The sequence below is a fragment of the Stella humosa genome (genome assembly GCF_006738645.1).
GTDB lineage: Bacteria > Pseudomonadota > Alphaproteobacteria > ATCC43930 > Allostellaceae > Allostella > Allostella humosa.
This window is the reverse complement of record NZ_AP019700.1, coordinates 3,399,994-3,415,340: the sequence shown is the minus strand read 5'-3', so window position 1 is coordinate 3,415,340 and position 15,347 is coordinate 3,399,994. Positions and strand designations below refer to the sequence as shown.

The window sequence follows — 15,347 nt, the reverse complement described above, 5'->3', positions numbered from 1 at the left end:
AACGAGCAGTCGAGGGACGCTGGAGCTGTGCCGCCGCTACAGCAGCTTATCGATACGCGCCGCCGCCTCGTCGGCCGCGGCCTTGGCGTCCTTGCGCTTGGCAAGCACCTCCTGCACCGACTTGCCGACGATGTCGGCGATCTCGCTGAAGCGGTCGGTGATGGGGAAGGCGCGGCCGGCCGGCAATGCTGCCACCCAGGGTTTGTACTCGTCGGTCTGGAAGCGCGGCAGGGCGGCGGCCGACTGGCGGGCGGGCAGGGTGACGACGCTGCGCGCCTGGTTCTCGGGCTGCACCAGGTAGGCGACCAGCTTGGCGACGGCCGCCTGGTTCTTGCCGGCGGCAAAGGTCGTGTAGTGCCACGACGTCATGGTGAAGCGCGGTTCCTTGCCCGGCGCTGCCGGGATGCGCCCGACCGACCAGTTCACCGTCGGCGCCATCTCGCGCAGCGTGCCGCGCGCCCAAGGGCCGTCGATGATCATCGCCACCTGCTTGGTCATGAAAAGCTGGCGGACGTCGTTGTGGTTGTTGCCCACGGCCGAGGGCTGGGCGATCCCGTGCTTGATCAGGAGGTCGGTGTAGAAGGCGAGTGCGGCCACGCCGTTGGCGTCGTTGACGACGGCCTTCTTGCCGTCGGGCGACAGCAGGTTGCCGTGGAAGGCATAGAGGATGTTGAGGTAGCGGCCGATGAAGGTGGCGTCGTTGGTGCCGATCAGGCCCCAGGCATGGACGCCGTTGCCGGTGATCTTCTTGCCGGCCGCCACCAGCTCGTCGGTGGTCTCGGGAAAGCGGTCGACGCCGGCCGCCTTGAACAGATCGGTGTTGTAGTAGACCATCCACGGGTCGACGCGGTCGGGGATGCCATAGACCTTGCCGTCGATGGTGGCCGGCTCCCAGGCGGCCGGATACCAGTCCTTGCGGTCGAGCGCGTTGGCCTGCGCCGTCACGTCGGCCAGGAAGCCCGCGGCCTGCAGTTCCGGCAGCCAGCGGCCGTCGAGATAGCCCAGGTCCGGCGCATCGCCAGAGCGCAGCGAGACCACCAGCTTCTGCTTCATCACCGGGAACGGGGTCGAGATCAGCTCGATCTTCACGCCCGGGTTCTGCTTCTCGTACGCGGCGAAGATCGCGGTGACCTCGCGCTCCTGCTCCTTGCTGTCCCAGCCGGGGTAAGTGATCTTCAGGGTCTGGCCGGCCGCCCCGGCGGCGAGCGTCAGCGTCAGGCCGGCGGCGCCGACCCAGGTCGCAATCGTCTTCCTCATCGTTGGCCTCTCCTGCTGGCGCGCGGGGCTTCTTGGGCGGCGTCGGCCCTTTGGCCGGACGCCTATCGGCCGGCGGGCCGCGCCACCACCGGCACGTAGGTCTCCAGGTTCTCGTCGGGCAGCGTCACGGTCTGGCCCAGCTCGGCCGAGCGGTAGAGCGCCATCAGCATCTCGACCACGGCCACGCCATCGTCGAAGGTTTCCATCGGCTGCTGGCCGCGGCGGAAATGCTCCACCATGTGGCGGTTCTCCAGCGTGTAGCCGTAGATGCCGGCCTCGTCGTCCAGGACCGGCATCAGCCCCTGCTCGGCATTCTGCTTCTCGACCAGGTCCTCGCCCTCGGTCCCGATGACGCCGCGCGACAGGAAGATCTTCAGGCCCGTGTTGAGCGAGCTGAACTCCATCGCGTATTCCGGCCCCAGCAGCTCCAGGTTGATGCGGAGGCCCGGCCCGACATAGGCCCAGGACGTCGTCGCCTCGATCATTGCGACGTTGCCGTCGGGGTCTTCCAGGGTCAGGATTCCGCGCGCGAAATCCTCGGACGGGCGCTTGGTGTAGTCGACCCCGCCCATGGCGGCCGACAGCTTGCGGGCGTATTCCGGACGGGTCCATTTGAGGTTGGCGACGGTGGCGTTGGCCGACACCAGGCGCATGGCGCCGCGCGCCTCGCCGGGCGCGCTCAGCAGAAATCGGGCGACCTCGACGCTGTGGCACATCATGTCCGACAGCACGCCGCCGCCCTGCTGCTCGCCCTGCCAGAACCAGGGCTCGTGCGGGCCGCTATGCTCCTCGGCCGCGCGGGCGAGGTACGGCCGCCCGGCATTCGGCACGGCGCGCCGCCAGATGATCTCGTGGCCGCGTTGCACGGCGGTCGAGAACACCTGGTTCTCCAGGTATCCGTGCAGCAGGCCGCAATCCTCGACCAGCGCCAGCATGCGCCGGGCGTCGCCCAGCGTGCGCGCCAGCGGCTTCTCGCAGGCGACCGCGCGCAAGGGCGTGGCACCGGCCTTCACCAGGCGATGGATCTCCTCCATCGCCTCCAGCCGGGCATAGTTGGGGTTGGCGATCCACACCGCGTCGACTTGGCCGGAGCGCAGCATCGCCTCGATGCTGTCGTAGGGCGTGCAGGGGCCGAGGTCGAGGCGGTTGGCCTCGGCCGCGAAGGCCTCCCGGCGCTTGGCCGTGGTGCTGTAGACGCCGGCCACCACGGCGTTGCGCACGCCCGTCAGCGACTGCAGGTGGAAGCGGGCCATGAAGCCCGAACCGATGAAGCCGATGCGCAGGACGGGCAGCGTCGAACGGGTCATGGATTGCTCTCCCAGGGCCGGGCCCGAATTCATCAATCAAATTGATTTAAGCGTCGGACTCACCCAGTCTGCAAGCGGGATTTCGCGGGAACGGATCGAATGGCCCTGGCCGGGACCAACCTCGAGCATGCACGCAGCTACAACCGCCGGGTGGTGGTCGAGACCGTGCGGACCAGCGGCGCCATCTCGCGCGCCGAGATCGCGCGGGCGACCGGCCTGTCGGCGCAGACGGTGTCCAACATCGCCGAGGAGCTGCTGGGCGCGGGGCTGCTGGTGGCATCCGGCCGGCGGACGGGCGGGCGCGGCCAGCCGCCGATCGAACTGGCGATCAACCCCGGCGGCGGCTTCACCATCGGCCTGTCGCTGGACCACCGTCGGCTGGTTGCCGTCCTCGTCGACCTGGCCGGCGAGCGCCGCGCCGAGGTGGAGATCGCCACCGCCGCCCCGACGCCGGCCGCGGCATTGCCGCTGATGGCCGATGCGGTCGCCCGCCTGCGGCGGGCGGGCCGCGTGGAGGGGGCCCGCATCCTGGGGGCGGGCGTCGTCATGCCGACCCTGTTCGAGGCCGGCAGCCCCGTCTCCTTCGGCCCCACCAGCCTGCCGGCCTGGGACGGCTTCCCCCTGACCGAACGGCTGTCGGCGCTGCTGGAGATGCCGGTCCTGGTCGAGAACGACGCGACGGCCGCCGCCGTCGGCGAGCGGCTCTATGGTGCCGGGCGCGACTTGCGGGACTTCGTCTATGTCTATTTCGGCGTCGGCCTGGGGGCCGGCATCATCACCGGCGGCCAGCCCCATCGCGGGGCGGGCGGCCGGGCGGGCGAACTGGGCCACATGGTGGTCGTGCCCGGCGGCCGGCCCTGCCTCTGCGGCAACCACGGGTGCCTGGAACGCTATGTCTCCCTGGCCGCCGCCCATGCCGCGGTGGCCGGCCCGGACGCGGACGCCTCCGACATCGACCCGGCCCGGCTGGAGGCCGCCTTCCTGGCCGGCGAGCCGACGCTCGACGCCTGGCTAAGCGATGCCGCGGGCCATTTCCGCGCGGCGCTCGCCAACATCGAGAACCTGCTGGACCCGGAGACCGTCATCCTCGGCGGCCTGCTGCCCCCGGCCATGCGTCGGACCTTCCTCGCCCGGCTTGAACCCTTGCCGCCCAGCGTCGCCGCCCGCCCGGGCCGCGCCATGCCGCGCCTGATCGAGGCTGGCCTGGGGCCGGAGACGCCCGCCCTCGGTGCCGCCGCCCTGCCGCTGTTCCACCGCCTGGCCCCGCGGCTTGCGACGGGTGCGGCTGGCGGCGCCTCGGCATTCGACTTCTGATCCAGAGGGTCGATCGATGAATTGGGAAGACGTCGTCCGCCTGGCCGCCGACCTACCGGGCGCGGAGCTTTCCACCTCCTACGGCACCCCCGCCTTGAAGGTGCGCGGCCGACTGCTCACCCGGCTGCGGCCGGAGGACGACAGCATCACCCTGCACGACGTGCCGATCGACGAGCGGGCGATGCTGATCGAGGCCGACCCGGCAGTGTTCCACACGACACCGCACTATGCCGACTATCCGATCGTGCTGGCGCGATTGGGGGCGCTGTCGCCCGAAGTGCTCATGCGCTTCCTGGAGCGCCGCTGGCGAGGGTGCGCGTCGAAGCGGGCTGTGAAGGCATTCGACGAGGTGCGGTTCCAATAGCCCAGTTGAGCCCAAGCTGACCCGATTGTGGTTGCACGACCCGGAATTGCACCAAGTGCACCCCTTGCGACTATCTTGACGTTCCGACCAAGGAGTCTTGCATGTCGTTTCAGGCGTATCTCGACAATATTGAGGCGAAGACGGGCAAGTCGCCCGCCGCATTCAAGGCTATGGCCCGGGAGAAGGGCTTTTGCGATGCCGACGGCGTCCGCCCCGGGGTGAAGGCGGGAGAGATCCTCGATTGGCTGAAACATGACTTCGACCTTGGCCGAGGCCACGGGATGGCCTTGGTCGCGCTTTTTAAGGGGAAGCGCGACTGACGGACGACGCTGAGCGGTTCCGTGTTTTGGCTAACCTGGGCTATTGTGGCGCGCGATGGGTTCCTGCCATGCAGATTGGAGGCAGCCGATCGCCAGATCATTCAAGTGGCGCCCAGGAATATTATCCGATCCGCGCGACCACTGCCCCCACCACCGCGTCAAACATCTCCGGCGTCAGCCGTCCGGTATTCGTGTTGTAGCGCGAGCAATGGTAGCTCTCGGCCATCCAGCGGCCGCCGGGCAGCTCGTGCATGGCGCCGTGCGCGAAGGGGAAATCCGCCTTGCGGATCTTCAGGGTCGTCAGCACCGCGTCGTGGGCGATGCGGCCGAGCGCCAGGATGCCACCGCCAGTGGGCAAGGCTGCGATCTCGCCGGCCAGGAAGGGCAGGCAGGTCTTCACCTCGGCCGGGGTCGGCTTGTTCTCGGGCGGGACGCAGCGGACGGCGTTGGTGATGCGGCAGCCGGCCAGCGCCAGCCCGTCGTCGGGGCGCGCCAGGAACTGCCCGACCGCCAGCCCGTGGCGGATCAGCGTCGGATAGAGCAGGTCGCCCGCCCAGTCGCCGGTGAAGGGCCGGCCGGTGCGGTTGGCCCCGCGCAGGCCGGGCGCCAGCCCCACGATCAGCAGCCGCGCGCCGGCCGCCCCGAAGGACGGCACGGGCGCGTTGTGCCAGGCGGGCTCGCGTGCCCGATGCAGCTCACGAAAGGCCACCAGCCGCGGGCAGAAGGGGCAGTCCCGCGCCGGCTCGGCCGGCGCGGCGGTCATGCCTCGTCGTTGTGCGGGGCGGTGTAGCGCGAGGGCAGCCCTTCCTCGCGCTGGCTCTGGGCGCGCTGGATGAGGGGCGCCAGTTCCTGTAGGTCGACGAAGACGTCGGCCTGGCGGCGCAGCTCGTCGGCGATCATCGGCGGCTGCGAGCGCAGCGTGCTGACCACGGTCACCCGCACGCCCTTGCGCTGCACGGCCTCGACCAGGCTGCGGAAGTCGCCGTCGCCCGACATCAGCACCACATGGTCGACGCGGTCGACGATCTCCATCATGTCGACGGCGATCTCGACATCCATGTTGCCCTTGAGGCGGCGGCGGCCGGTGGCGTCGGTGAATTCCTTGGTCGGCTTGGTTACCAGCGTAAAGCCGTTATAGTCGAGCCAGTCGATCAGCGGCCGCAGGGGCGAGTATTCCTGGTCGTCGGTAAAGGCGGTGTAGTAGGAAATGCGGATGAGGCGCGCCCGCTTGGTGAACAGGTCGTGCATCCGGCGATAGTCAATATCGAAACCCAGCGCACGCGCTGCGCCATAGAAATTGGCGCCGTCGATGAAGACCGCGATGCGGTCCTCGGGATAGAAATTCATTATAGCATCTCCCGGAAGATAATCGCTCTACTGGAACGGCTGGGCATATATTCCGATCCTTGCTGCCGCGATGTGCGGCAGGATGGATTCGAACGGGGCGGAAGATTCGTCTTCGCGCCGGCCAATGCAAGGATTTCCTTTCATGATGGCGCAGTCTGACCCGGTGGCCGGCGACGTGTTCGTGGCCCTGGGCGCCAACCTGCCGAGCCCGGGCGGCACGTCGCCCATGGAAACCTGCCGGGCGGCGGTCGTCCGCCTGTCGGCCGCCGGCATCCGCGTCACCGGCCGCTCGTCCTGGTATGCGACCGAGCCGGTGGGGGAGCCGGGGCAGCCCTGGTTCGTGAACGGCGTCGTCCGCGCCGCAAGCGGCCTCGGGCCGGAGGCGATCCTGGCCGCCCTGCATCGCATCGAGGCCGAGTTCGGCCGCGTGCGCGAGCGGCATTGGGCGGCGCGCACGCTGGACCTCGACCTGATCGATTGCCGCGGGCTGGTGCGGGCAGGGGCCCCGGGGCCGATCCTGCCGCACCCGCGTCTGGCCGAGCGTCGCTTCGTGCTGGCGCCGCTGGCCGAGTTGGCGCCTGGCTGGCGCCACCCGGTGACGGGGGCGACCGCCCAGGCCCTGCTCGACCGCCTGCCGGCCCGGCCGGAGGCCGTGCGCTTGGCCGGCCAGGGGCCGTCCGCATTGCCGCAGGGCGCGGAATTCCTTGATGATCGGGGCCGGCCCCACTAGCTTAGAAGACCAGCCACCAAATTTCTGATCAAGGAGCGGGTCGCCAATGGCACGCGTCACCGTCGAAGATTGCGTCATGCGCATCCCCAACCGCTTCGATCTCGTCATGATGGCGGGCCAGCGGGCGCGCGAAGTGGCCGCCGGCGCGCCGCTGTCGATCGACCGCGACAACGACAAGAACCCGGTCGTGGCGCTGCGCGAGATCGCCGACGCCACCGTCTCGCTGCCCGGCCTGCAGGAGTCCCTGATCCGCGGCCTGCAGCGCCATGTCGAGAACGACGAGCCGGAAGAGGACAAGGAGATGTCCGTGTCCGAGCAGGTCTGGACCGAGGCGATCGCGTCCCGCAGCGCCGAGTCCGAGGTGGCCGACGCCGGCCTTGAGGTCGAGGAAGTGGGCGACGCGCCGGTGCCGGAGGAAGAATAGCCGCCCAGGCAGCAGCCCTCGCCCCGCTAGTTCCCTTCGCCGCGTTTCCGGGCGCGCCCGCCATGATGCGCCAGTTCGAACTGGTCGAGCACGTCAAGGCGTACGACCCGGGCGCGGACGAAGGCTCCATCAACCGCGCCTACGTCTTCGCGGTCCAGGCCCATGGCTCGCAGCAGCGCGCCAGCGGCGACCCCTATTTCTCGCATCCCGTCGAGGTCGCCGGCATCCTGGCCTCGATGAAGCTCGACACGGCGTCGATTGTCACCGGCCTGCTGCACGACACGGTCGAGGACACGGTCGCGACGCTGGAACAGATCGAGGCCTTGTTCGGCCGCGACATCGCGCGCCTGGTCGATGGCGTCACCAAGCTGTCGCGGCTGGAGCTGCAATCGGACCAGACCAAGCAGGCGGAGAATTTCCGCAAGCTGGTCCTGGCGATGTCCGAGGACATCCGCGTGCTGCTGGTCAAGCTGTCCGACCGGCTGCACAACATGCGCACGCTGCACTTCATCAAGTCGGCCGACAAGCGCCGCCGCATCGCGCGCGAGACGATGGAGATCTACGCGCCGCTGGCCGAGCGCATCGGCATGCACGAGATGAAGGACGAGCTGGAAGACCTGGCCTTCGCCGAGCTGCACCCGGACGCCCGCCAGTCGATCACCCAGCGCCTGTCATTCCTGCGCGACCAGGGCGGCGGGCTGGTCGGCCGCGTCACCAGCGAGCTGCAGAAGCTGCTGGGCGAGAGCGGGATGGCGGCCGACGTCTCGGGCCGCGAGAAGTCGCCCTATTCGGTCTGGCGCAAGATGCAGCGCAAGAATGTCGGCTTCGAGCAACTGGCCGACATCATGGCCTTCCGCGTGGTCGTCGGCTCGGTCGAGGACTGCTATCACGCGCTGGGCGTCATCCACAGCCGCTACCCGGTGGTGCCGGGCCGCTTCAAGGACTACCTGTCGACGCCCAAGCCCAACGGCTACCGCTCGCTCCACACGGGGGTGATCGGGCCGGAGCGCCAGCGCATCGAGGTGCAGATCCGCACCACCGACATGCATGAGGTGAACGAACTCGGCGTGGCCGCCCACTGGAGCTACAAGCAGGGCTCCGGCAGCACCGAGGGGCCGCAGTATCGCTGGCTGCGCGAACTGCTCGACATCATGGAGCATGCCTCCAATCCGGTCGAATTCCTCGAGCACACCAAGCTCGAGATGTTCCAGGACCAGGTCTTCTGCTTCACGCCCAAGGGCGACCTGATCGCCATGCCGCGCGGTGCGACGCCGGTCGACTTCGCCTATGCCGTCCATTCGGCGGTCGGCGACCATTGCGTCGGTGCCAAGATCAACGGCCGCATCATGCCGCTGCGCACGGTGCTGCAGAACGGCGACCAGGTCGACATCATCACGTCGCGCGCGCAGACGCCGTCGCCGGTGTGGGAGCGTTTCGTCGTCACCGGCAAGGCGCGGGCCCGCATCCGGCGCTTCGTCCGCACCCAGCAGCGCGACCAGTATGTCGAGATGGGTCGCTCGCTGCTGCAGCGCGCCTTCAAGGCGGAGGGCCACGACTTCCAGGAGCGCCCGGTCGAGGCCGTCCTGCGGGTGTTCAACCTGACGACGCTGGAGGATCTCTACGCTGCGGTCGGCGAGGGGCTCCATACCGGGCGCGAGGTCGTGAACGCCGTCCATCCGCAGCCGGTCGAGCCGCGCGACAAGGTGGTGCCGCTGCGCCGGGTGAAGCCCAAGGCCGTGCGCGGTGAGGGTGGCATCCCGATCCGCGGCCTGATCCCGGGGATGGCGGTGCATTATGCCGGCTGCTGCCACCCCCTGCCGGGCGACCGCATCGTCGGCATCGTCACCACCGGCAAGGGCGTCACGATCCATACGATCGACTGCGAGACGCTGGAGAGCTTTGCCGAGACGCCGGAGCGCTGGGTCGATGTCGGCTGGGACGGCACGGGGGAGGCGGCCAACCATGTCGGGCGCATCCACGTCATCCTGCTGAACGAGCCAGGCAGCATGGGCAACCTGACCACGATCATCGGCAAGAACCAGGGCAACATCTCCAATCTCAAGATTACCAGTCGGTCGACGGACTTCTTCGAGATCCTGATCGACATCGAAGTGCAGGACGTGAAGCATCTGACCAACATCATTGCTGCCCTGCGCAGCAACTCGTCGGTCAATTCGGTCGAGCGGGCGCGGGCATGATGGCCGCCGCCCGATGATCATCGGCATCGGCAGCGATATCATCGACATCCGCCGGATCGAGCGGACGCTGGAGCGCTATGGCGAGCGCTTCACGCAGCGCATCTTCACCGAGCTGGAGCGCGCCAAGTCCGACCGGCGGCGGCTGCGCGCGGCCAGCTACGCCAAGCGCTACGCCGCCAAGGAGGCCTGCTCCAAGGCGCTCGGCACCGGTTTCCGGCGTGGCGTCTTCTGGCGCGACATGGGGGTGGTGAACCTGCCCAGCGGGCAGCCGACGATGCGGCTCACCGGCGGGGCCGCCGCCCGCCTGGCGGAGATCACGCCGCCCGGCATGGGCACGCGCATCGACGTCTCCATCACCGACGAATATCCCCAGGCCCAGGTCATCGTCATCATTTCGGCGATCCCGCTCGCCGACGAGGCCGCTCCGCCCGCCGCTTGACTTGCCCGCCGCTTGACTTGCCCGGCTCCGGCGGGCTTCATCCGCCGGCTCCGCGCCGTCCCGGCACCCGAAATCCAGCCAACAAGGCGTCGTCGATGGTGTTCCGCAGTTCTTCCGTTCCCGACAAGAAGGCCAAGGGCGGCCTGCTCGAATCGATCAAGACGGTCGTCTATGCGATCCTGATCGCCATGTTCGTGCGCACGGTCGCCTACGAGCCCTTCAACATCCCGTCGGGGTCGATGATCCCGACGCTGCTGGTCGGCGACTATCTGTTCGTGTCGAAATTCTCGTACGGCTACAGCCGCTACTCGATGCCGTTCGGCCTGCCGCTGTTCAACGGCCGCGTCCTGGCCAAGGGGCCGGAGCGTGGCGACGTCGCCGTTTTCAAGTATCCGCGCGACAATAAGACGGACTACATCAAGCGCATCGTCGGCCTGCCCGGCGACCGCATCCAGGTGCGCCAGGGCCTGCTCTACATCAATGGCGAGGCCGTGAAGCGCCAGCGGGTGGAGGATTTCACCGAGCGCAGCCCCTTCGGCGGCTCCATGCGCGTGGCCCAGTACATCGAGACGATGCCGGGCGGGCGCCAGCACCGCATCCTCGAGATCACCGACGAGGGGCAGTTCGACAACACGGCCGAGTATCTCGTGCCGGCCGGGCACTACTTCGCCATGGGCGACAATCGCGACAACTCGGCCGACAGCCGCGACCCGTCGGCGGTCGGCTTCGTGCCGGCCGAGAACCTGGTGGGCCGGGCGGAGTTCCTGTTCTTCTCGACCGACGGGTCGGCCGCCTTGTGGCAGTTCTGGCGCTGGCCGATGGCGATCCGCTGGTCCCGCCTCTTCTCCGGGGTGGGGTGATGGCGCGGGCCGCCCGGCCCGCCGCGGCCGGCGGCCCGTCCGCCGGGGCACCTCCCGGAATAGAAGTCGCGCCCGGCGACGGCGACCCGGAGCTGCTGGCCGACATCCTGGGCCATCGTTTCCGCGACCGCCGCCTGCTGCGCGACGCGCTGCGCCACCCGAGCCTGATCGCCGCCCCCGGTGCGTCCGGCTACGAGCGGCTGGAATTCCTGGGTGACCGGGTGCTGGGGCTGGTCGTGGCCGAACTGCTGCTGCGCCGCTTCCCGTCCGAGCCGGAGGGGCACCTGGCCCGCCGCCTGGCGGCCCATGTCCGGCGCGATGCCCTGGCCGAGGTGGCGCGCGAGATCGGCCTCGGCCGCTTCATCATGCTGTCGCGCGGCGAGGAGGTCGGCGGCGGCCGGGCCAAGGCCGGGACCCTGGCCGACTGCATGGAGGCCGTGATCGGCGCCCTCTATCTCGATGGCGGGCTGGAGGTCGCGGCCCGCTTCATCCATGCGCGCTGGGGGGCGGGCGTCGGCCAGCGCCAGCCGCCGAACGATCCCAAGACGGCACTCCAGGAATGGGCCCAGGGCCGGGGGCTGCCGCTGCCGCGCTACGAGACGGTGGCGGCCGACGGCCCCGATCACGCGCCGGCCTTCACCGTGTCCGTCACCATCGAGGGCCATCCGGGCGCGTCGGCCGTCGGCACCTCCAAGCGGGTGGCCGAGCGCGCCGCCGCCGAGGCCCTCCTCACCATCCTAAAGGGGCAGCCTGCCGCATGACCGAGCCTGAACTGCCGCCCAATCCGCCGGCCGAGTCCGCCGCCGCCGCGACCGCCGCCGCCGAGCCCACGCGCTGCGGCTTCACTGCCATCATCGGCGCCCCCAACGCCGGCAAGTCGACCCTGGTCAACCGGCTGGTCGGCTCCAAGGTGGCGATCGTGTCGCCCAAGGTGCAGACCACCCGCGCCCGCGTGCTGGGCATCGCGCTCGACGGCCCGGCCCAGATCATCTGGGTCGATACGCCCGGGATCTTCCAGCCGCGCCGCCGGCTGGAGCGCGCCATGGTGGCGACGGCCTGGAAGGGGGCCGAGGATGCCGACCTCCAGATCCACCTGGTCGACGCCACCCGCGGGCTGGACCCCGATGCGCGCCGCATCATGGAAGGGCTGGCCCGGTCGCGGCGCAAAGCGATCCTGGCGCTGAACAAGATCGACGACATCCGCCTGGAGCGCCTGCTGCCGCTGGCGGCCGAGATGGCGGAGTCGGGCGCCTATTCCGAGACCTTCATGATCTCGGCCCTGACCGGCGACGGCGTCGCCGACCTGGCGCGGCGGGTGGCCTCGCTGATGCCGACCGGTCCCTGGCTCTATCCCGAGGACCAGATGGCCGACATGCCGATGCGGCTGCTGGCGGCCGAGATCACCCGCGAGAAGCTGTTCCTGCAGCTCCATGACGAGGTGCCCTACGCCGTCGCGGTCGAGACCGAGACCTGGGAGGAGCATCGCGACGGCAGCGTGCGCATCGGCCAGGTGGTCTATGTCATGCGCGCCAGCCAGAAAGCGATCGTCCTGGGCAAGGGCGGCGCCCGGATCAAGGCGATCAGCACGGCCGCGCGCACCGAGATGGCCGAGATGATGGGGCGCCGCGTGCACCTGCTGCTCTTCGTCAAGGAACGCCCGAACTGGCAGGACGAGCCCGAGGCCTATGCCGTCCAGGGCATGGACTGGTCGCCCAACTGATGGGGTCGCGGCTGGCCGGCCCGCGCAGGGAACCGGACGGTCGCTGCCGGCGTTGATCCTCCGCCGTGGCTGAAACATGCCGCCCGCGCGGACCAGGAGGTGGCGAGTTGGGTAGCGAGCCGATAGCGCGACGACGGTTCCTTGGTGGGGCGGCCACCCTTGGCACGGCGATGCTTGCTGCCCCATTCGTCCGCGGCGCGCATGCATCGGGCCCGTTGACCGTCGCCTTCTGGGAGCATCGGGTTCCCGGCGCCGACGAGGCGCTGCGCGGCGTCGTCGAGGAATGGGCCGACGAGAACCGCATCGCGCTGCGGATCGACTTCATCACCTCGGTCGGCGCCAAGCACCTCTTGACCGCGCGGGCCGAGGCGCGCGCGCGGGTCGGGCACGACGTCATGGTGCATCCCGGCTGGCAGGTGGCCGTCCACCACCGCCAGCTCGAGCCGCTGGACGACATCGTGGCCGAGGTCGAGGCCACGCACGGCCCTTATGACGAGGCCGCATCCTTCCTGGCGCGCGTCGACGGCCGATGGCGCGGCCTGCCGGCGCCGTCCGGCAGCCATGCCTTCCCCATGGTCTCCCGACTCGACCTGCTGAAGCAGCATGCCGGGGTCGACCTGCAGGAGGTCTTTCCCCCGGCCGGCGTGAGCCGGCAGGCCGACCGGGTGGCGACCTGGTCGTGGGAGGCGTTCCTGGTCCATGCCGGCCGCCTGCGGCAGGCGGGCCGGCCCTTCGCTGCCGCCATCGGCCCCGGCGGCGACGCCCAGAACTGGCTGGCACCACTGTTCCTGTCGTTCGGTGCCGTGCTGGTCAACGCGCGCGGCGAGATCGGGGTCGACTCCGACCAGATGCGCAATGCCCTGGAGTATCTGATCCGCCTGGCCGAGCAGATGCCGCGCGAGGTCGAGGGCTGGGACGACCGGGGCAACAACGACTGGCTGGCCGAGGACCGGGCCGCCGTCATCGTCAACCGGCCCAGCCCCTGGGCGATGGCCAGGCAGGGCAAGGCCAGCCTGGCGCAGCAGCTCTGGCACCACGACATGCCGGGCGGACCATCGGGGCGCTTCCGCGCCGTGATGCCGCATTTCCTTGGCATCTGGGACTTCGCGCGCAACAAGCCGGCGGCCCGCGCGCTCCTCCGGCATCTGGCCGATCGCGATGTCGTCCGGCGGATGGTTGCCGCGTCGCAGGGCTACGACCTGCCGCTGTTGCGGCCACTCCTGGACGGGCCGACCTGGGCCGAAGCCGGGCCGCCGAAAGGCACCGTCTTCAACTACCCCGTGCGCGGCGACGAGGCGATGATCACCGCGGGCTATCCGGCCCCGCCCGCGATCGCGGCCACGATCTACAATCAAGGCATGATCGGCCGTCTTGCTTCTCGTGTAACGCGGGAAGGCTGGGCCGTGGAGAAGGCGGTCGCCTGGGCCAGGGAAGAGCTGGAGACATACCGCCCGGGTTGATCCTCCACCATCCGAAACCGCTTGAGCGGAAAGTCCAAAAGGGTCAGACTGACGCTCACAAAAAAGAGTCATTCGCCACCTAGCGGTGCGCGGAAAGACCTTAACTTGGCCGCCTCCGATAATCGGGGGAACGGCCAACAGCGGAGGATGACGATGACCCGAGCAAGCGTTTCCCGTCGTGGAGTGCTGAAAGGGGCGGCCGCAGTCTCGGCCGTCGCGCTCAGTGCGCCTTTCGTCCGCGGCGCCTATGCCGCCGGCAAGCTGTCGGTCGGCTTCTGGGACCATTGGGTGCCCGGCGCCAACGGCGCGCTGACCCAGCTCTGCCAGGAGTGGGCGGCCAAGGAAAAAGTCGACATCACGATCGACTACATCACTTCGCAGGGTAACAAGAACCTGCTGACCATCGCCGCCGAATCGCAGGCGCGGTCGGGCCATGACATCCTGGCCTTCCCGACCTGGCAGCCGGCCGACCAGGTTAAGAACCTGGAGCCGGTCGACGACATCATGACCGAGCTGATCAAGCAGAACGGCAAGGTCAACGGCACGGTCGAATACCTTGCGCGCTCCGGCGGCAAGTGGATCGCCGTCCCGGCCACGGCGGGCAGCCAGATCAAGGGGCCGTGCACGCGCATCGACCTCCTGAAGCAGCATGCCGGCATCGACATCCAGGCGATGTATCCGGCCGGCTCGGCGCCGAAGGCCGATGGCTGGAACATGGATACGTTCCTGGTCGCGGCCGAGAAGTGCCACAAGGCGGGCGTGCCCTTCGGCATCGGTCTCGGCCAGACTTCGGACTCGGTCGATACGGCCGGCGCCATCTTCCAGTCCTTCGGTGCGACGCTGATCGACGACAAGGGCAAGATCGTCGTCAAGTCGGACAATGTCCGCCAGGCCCTCGACTACATGAAGCGCCTGACCGCCTTCCTGCCGGCCGACGTCTCGGCCTGGGACGACGCGTCCAACAACAAGTGGCTGGTGTCCGGCCGCGGCTCGCTGATCATGAACCCGCCCAGCACCTGGGCCGTTGCCAAGCGCGACGCACCGCAGATCGCCGAGCAGCTCTGGACCCACGGCATGCCGGCCGGTCCCAAGGGCCGCTTCTCGCCTTTCCTGCCGTATTTCTGGGGCATCTGGTCGTTCTCGAAGAACAAGACGGCGGCCAAGAGCCTGCTCATGCGCCTCTCGCAGGCCGATGCGGCCGAGAAGATGGTCGTGGCGTCGGGTGGCTATGACCTGCCGGCCTTCGAGAAGCTGACCACCTTCAAGACCTGGGCCGAGGAAGGCCCGCCGAAGGGCACGCTTTACCACTACCCGAACCCGCACAACCACCAGACGCTCTCGATCGCCGCGTCCCCGGCCCCGCCGAAGATCGCCTCGCAGATCTACACCCAGGCGACCATGACCAAGATGGTCGTCCGGCACTTCCAGGGCGAAGCCATGGAAAAGACACTCGCCTGGGCCGAGACGGAGCTCGAAGGCTTCTCCCGCAGCTAAGTCGCTGCGGCGGCAGTCCGGTGGCGGCGCCGTCGTCCCCCGCGGGATGGCGGCGCCGCAACCACAATTGCATGGTGCTTGGTTCCGAGTGCGAAAGGTGATGCCGATGGTCG

At 69.2% G+C, this 15,347-nt stretch carries 16 protein-coding genes; 12 read left to right on the top strand and 4 right to left on the bottom strand.

Annotated features, from left to right (window positions below; translation table 11 throughout):
• Positions 1-36: 36 nt before the first annotated feature.
• Together STVA_RS15980 and STVA_RS15975 are read right to left on the bottom strand one after the other, a co-directional pair.
• Entirely contained in the window at positions 37-1,257 is a 1,221-nt protein-coding gene (locus tag STVA_RS15980; protein WP_123694981.1) for an ABC transporter substrate-binding protein, read from the bottom strand.
• Between the two features lie 62 nt (positions 1,258-1,319).
• Entirely contained in the window at positions 1,320-2,564 is a 1,245-nt protein-coding gene (locus STVA_RS15975; RefSeq protein ID WP_123694979.1) for a Gfo/Idh/MocA family protein, read from the bottom strand.
• A 99-nt stretch (positions 2,565-2,663) separates the two neighbouring features.
• On the opposite strand from STVA_RS15975, the gene STVA_RS15970 reads away from it, so the two are divergent.
• The 3 genes from STVA_RS15970 (at position 2,664) to STVA_RS15960 (ending at position 4,562) form a co-directional block, all read left to right on the top strand.
• Positions 2,664-3,878 carry an ROK family transcriptional regulator gene (locus STVA_RS15970; RefSeq protein WP_123694977.1) on the top strand — a complete coding sequence of 405 codons (1,215 nt, stop codon included), beginning with the start codon at positions 2,664-2,666 and terminating at the stop codon, positions 3,876-3,878.
• Positions 3,879-3,894: 16 nt separating this feature from the next.
• Positions 3,895-4,242 carry an MmcQ/YjbR family DNA-binding protein gene (locus tag STVA_RS15965; protein WP_123694975.1) on the top strand — a complete coding sequence of 116 codons (348 nt, stop codon included), beginning with the start codon at positions 3,895-3,897 and terminating at the stop codon, positions 4,240-4,242.
• A gap of 101 nt (positions 4,243-4,343) precedes the next feature.
• On the top strand, positions 4,344-4,562 hold the full coding sequence (locus tag STVA_RS15960; protein WP_123694973.1) for a DUF4287 domain-containing protein: 219 nt from the start codon (positions 4,344-4,346) through the stop codon (positions 4,560-4,562).
• Positions 4,563-4,683: 121 nt separating this feature from the next.
• Here the strand turns inward: STVA_RS15960 and STVA_RS15955 are convergent, their stop codons facing one another.
• Both STVA_RS15955 and STVA_RS15950 read right to left on the bottom strand, forming a co-directional pair.
• Positions 4,684-5,325 (bottom strand): uracil-DNA glycosylase, encoded by a 642-nt coding sequence (locus STVA_RS15955; protein WP_123694971.1) that lies wholly within the window; start codon positions 5,323-5,325, stop codon positions 4,684-4,686.
• Complete coding sequence (locus STVA_RS15950) at positions 5,322-5,909, bottom strand: LabA-like NYN domain-containing protein (protein ID WP_123694969.1); 588 nt, start codon at positions 5,907-5,909, stop codon at positions 5,322-5,324. Before STVA_RS15950 ends, STVA_RS15955 begins: the two co-directional genes overlap by 4 nt.
• Positions 5,910-6,051: 142 nt before the next feature.
• Here STVA_RS15950 and folK point away from each other — a divergent pair, with 142 nt between their 5' ends.
• The 9 genes from folK to STVA_RS15905 all read left to right on the top strand — a co-directional run bounded on the left by folK (position 6,052) and on the right by STVA_RS15905 (position 15,234).
• Positions 6,052-6,639 (top strand): 2-amino-4-hydroxy-6-hydroxymethyldihydropteridine diphosphokinase, encoded by a 588-nt coding sequence (gene folK, locus STVA_RS15945; RefSeq protein ID WP_245978566.1) that lies wholly within the window; start codon positions 6,052-6,054, stop codon positions 6,637-6,639.
• Between the two features lie 46 nt (positions 6,640-6,685).
• On the top strand, positions 6,686-7,063 hold the full coding sequence (gene rpoZ, locus STVA_RS15940) for a DNA-directed RNA polymerase subunit omega (protein ID WP_123694967.1): 378 nt from the start codon (positions 6,686-6,688) through the stop codon (positions 7,061-7,063).
• A gap of 62 nt (positions 7,064-7,125) precedes the next feature.
• Complete coding sequence (locus tag STVA_RS15935; protein WP_123694965.1) at positions 7,126-9,261, top strand: RelA/SpoT family protein; 2,136 nt, start codon at positions 7,126-7,128, stop codon at positions 9,259-9,261.
• Positions 9,262-9,274: 13 nt separating this feature from the next.
• Positions 9,275-9,700, top strand: coding sequence for a holo-ACP synthase (gene acpS, locus STVA_RS15930; protein WP_123694963.1), 426 nt, complete (start codon positions 9,275-9,277; stop codon positions 9,698-9,700).
• 95 nt (positions 9,701-9,795) lie between these two features.
• A complete protein-coding gene (gene lepB, locus STVA_RS15925) occupies positions 9,796-10,560 on the top strand; it encodes a signal peptidase I (protein ID WP_123694961.1) in 765 nt (254 codons plus the stop codon).
• The gene (rnc, locus tag STVA_RS15920; RefSeq protein WP_123694959.1) at positions 10,560-11,321 is read left to right on the top strand and encodes a ribonuclease III; all 762 of its coding nucleotides are present in this window, start codon (positions 10,560-10,562) and stop codon (positions 11,319-11,321) included. The genes lepB and rnc overlap by 1 nt, the downstream gene beginning before the upstream one ends.
• Positions 11,318-12,280, top strand: a complete 963-nt coding sequence (gene era, locus STVA_RS15915) for a GTPase Era (protein WP_123694957.1) — start codon at positions 11,318-11,320, stop codon at positions 12,278-12,280. The genes rnc and era overlap by 4 nt, the downstream gene beginning before the upstream one ends.
• Positions 12,281-12,495: 215 nt before the next feature.
• Positions 12,496-13,740, top strand: a complete 1,245-nt coding sequence (locus tag STVA_RS15910) for an ABC transporter substrate-binding protein (protein WP_170216707.1) — start codon at positions 12,496-12,498, stop codon at positions 13,738-13,740.
• A 153-nt stretch (positions 13,741-13,893) separates the two neighbouring features.
• Positions 13,894-15,234, top strand: coding sequence for an ABC transporter substrate-binding protein (locus STVA_RS15905; RefSeq protein ID WP_123695364.1), 1,341 nt, complete (start codon positions 13,894-13,896; stop codon positions 15,232-15,234).
• The last annotated feature ends 113 nt before the right edge of the window (positions 15,235-15,347 follow it).